Genomic DNA, 2,385 nt, shown 5'->3' on the forward strand with positions numbered 1-2,385 from the left:
CCCTTGAGCTTGCTCGGGTCCAGCGTCAGGTACCGCCCCGTCTCCGGATTGTAGTACCGGTGCCGGTTGTAGTGCAGGCCGCTTTCCCGGTCGTGGTATTGGCCTTGGAAGCGCAGCGGTTGTTCCAGGCGTTTGCCGTCGCCGTGGCGCAGTTCGGTGAGTTTGCCGTAGCCGTTGTAGCGGGCGGCCCAGACGATTTCGCCCTGGTGGCTGGTCAGTTCCTGCGGCGTGCCGAGGTGGTCGTTGTGGTAGTGGAACGGCGTGGCGTTGTCCGGGCCTTGGCCTTCGAGCAGGGCGAGGGGGCGGAAGGTGCCGGGTTCGTAGACGTAGCTTTGGTAGTGGCGATCGCTGCTTTCGGCGATGACTTGGTCGCCTTGCCAGATAAATTCCGTGGTCTGGTCCGCCACGGTTTTTTCGATGCGTCGGCCGAAGGCGTCGTAGCGGTAGGACGTTTCGCTGCCGTCCGGGCTGGTGACGCCGATGAGGCGGTGTTGGCTGTCGTAGCGGTAGTGGGTGACGAGGCATTGGGCTTTGCCGCGGCGTTCGCGGATGAGGTTGGCGTAGGCGTCGTAGTCGTAGTGGCGGTCGCCCTCCATGAGCAGGCGATTGGCCTTGAGGGTGGTCGGGCCAGGGCGGTCTTGCAGCAAGAGGTTGCCGGCCGGGTCGTGGGCGAAGCGTTCGGGGCCTTGGCTGTGGGCATAGTCGATGCGGAGCAGGCGATCTTGGGCGTCGTATTGGTAGCTGCGGCGGTTTCGATTGTCAGAAAGCGCGGCGAGGTTGCCGTTGGCGCTGTAGGAGTAATCGCGCCAGAACAGTTGGTGCTGCTGGGTTTGCCAGACGGTCTGGGCCTTGAGGCGGCCCTGTTCGTCGTAGCGGTAGTCGCTGAGCAGCAGGCCCTGCTGGCGTTGGGTTTCGCGGCCGCCCTTGAAACGATGCTCGGTCAGGCAGGTGCCGTTGAGGTCGATGGCGATCAGCGCGCCGCCGCGGGCATGGCGGTAGTCGAGGGTGCTGCGGTCGGGCAGGCGGCAGTGGATCAAGCGACCAACGCTGTCGTAGCGATAACGCAGGGTGGCCCAGCCTTGGTGTTCGGCGACGAGGCGGTCTTGGGCGTCGTATTCGTAGGCCAGCGGCCAATGACCGTCGTCGACGCTGACCAAGCGGCCGAGGCCGTCGTAGCGGTAATCGACTGCTGTGCCGTCCGGCAGGGTCTTGCGCAGCAGGCGACCGGCGCTGTCGCGCTGATAGGCTGTGATCAGTTGGCTGCCGTCGGCGCCGAACTCGGTTTTTTCCAGCAGGTGGCCGTTGAGGTCGTAGGCATAACCGGTGCGCTGGCCGTCGAAGCCGGTTTCCTGTCGGATCAGTCCGTTGGGCGTGTAGTCCAGATGATATTTTTCGCCGGATTCGTTCTCGATGTCCGTCAGCAACAGCCGCGCCGAGTCGTAGCGATATTTCAGCTCGCTGCCGTCGGGGTTGAGGCGGCGGCTGATCAGGTGCAGGTCGTCGGCGTATTCGTAGCGGGTGGTGCGGCCCAGTTCGTCCCGCTCGGCGATGACCTTGCCATAGGCGTTGTAGCTCCAGGCGCGGGTCGCGCCGCTGGGCAAGGTGGTTTGCAGCAAGCGGCCCACGGCATCCCATTGGTAGTGGGTGATGGCGCCGTGTTCGTCCTGGCGGGTCAGCAAACGCCCCAGGGCATCGTAGGAAAAACACCGCTGGCTGCCATCGGGCAGGGTTTCTTCCGTCAACTGGCCCAGGTGGTTGCGCACAAAATAATGGGCGCTGGCGTCCGGGTAGCTGATGGTTTTCAGTTGCCCTTGGCCGTCGTAGTGGTACCAGGTGCTTTGGCCGTCCGGGTCGATGGCCTCGATGACGTCGCCCTGCTCATTGCGGCGGTAGGTCCACACGGCTTTGCCGCGTTGCCGAGCATGCAGGAAACCGTTGCGGTATTCGTAGGACGTCGGTTCATCTTCAGGCGGAATCAGCGCCACCAGCCGTCCGACTTCGTCATAGCGGTATTCGGTGACGGCACCGAGCGGGTCTTGCTCGGCGATCAGCCGGCCCTGTTCGTCATAGGCCTTGAGGTGTTCACCGCCGGCGGGATCGACTTGGCGCACCAGTCGCGCGCGGTCATCGTGGACGTAGACTTCCTCGCTGCCATCGAGGTTATGGACGGTGACGCTGCCGTCCTCGCCCCAGGTGTAGCGACTGTCCATTTGCGCGAACGACGCCCAGTGCCGCACGCAGCGGGCCGCCGCGCCGAGGCCTTGCCACTCCCAATAAAAACTCGCCCCGCCGGCCAGTTGCCGCTGGAGGATGACGTGCTGGTCGTCGTAGTCGTAGCGTTCGCTTTCGCCGGCGGCGTTGGTCGCTTCGATGAGTCGGAAACGG

Annotated in this window: 1 protein-coding gene; it reads right to left on the reverse strand. The window is 64.4% G+C overall.

Translation table 11 applies throughout. The features are described from left to right. A partial coding sequence (locus tag JZ00_RS29610) for an RHS domain-containing protein (protein WP_039594730.1) occupies window positions 1–2,385 on the reverse strand: 2,385 nt, incomplete at both ends.

It is taken from the genome of Pseudomonas frederiksbergensis (assembly GCF_000802155.2).
Lineage (GTDB): Bacteria > Pseudomonadota > Gammaproteobacteria > Pseudomonadales > Pseudomonadaceae > Aquipseudomonas > Aquipseudomonas frederiksbergensis_A.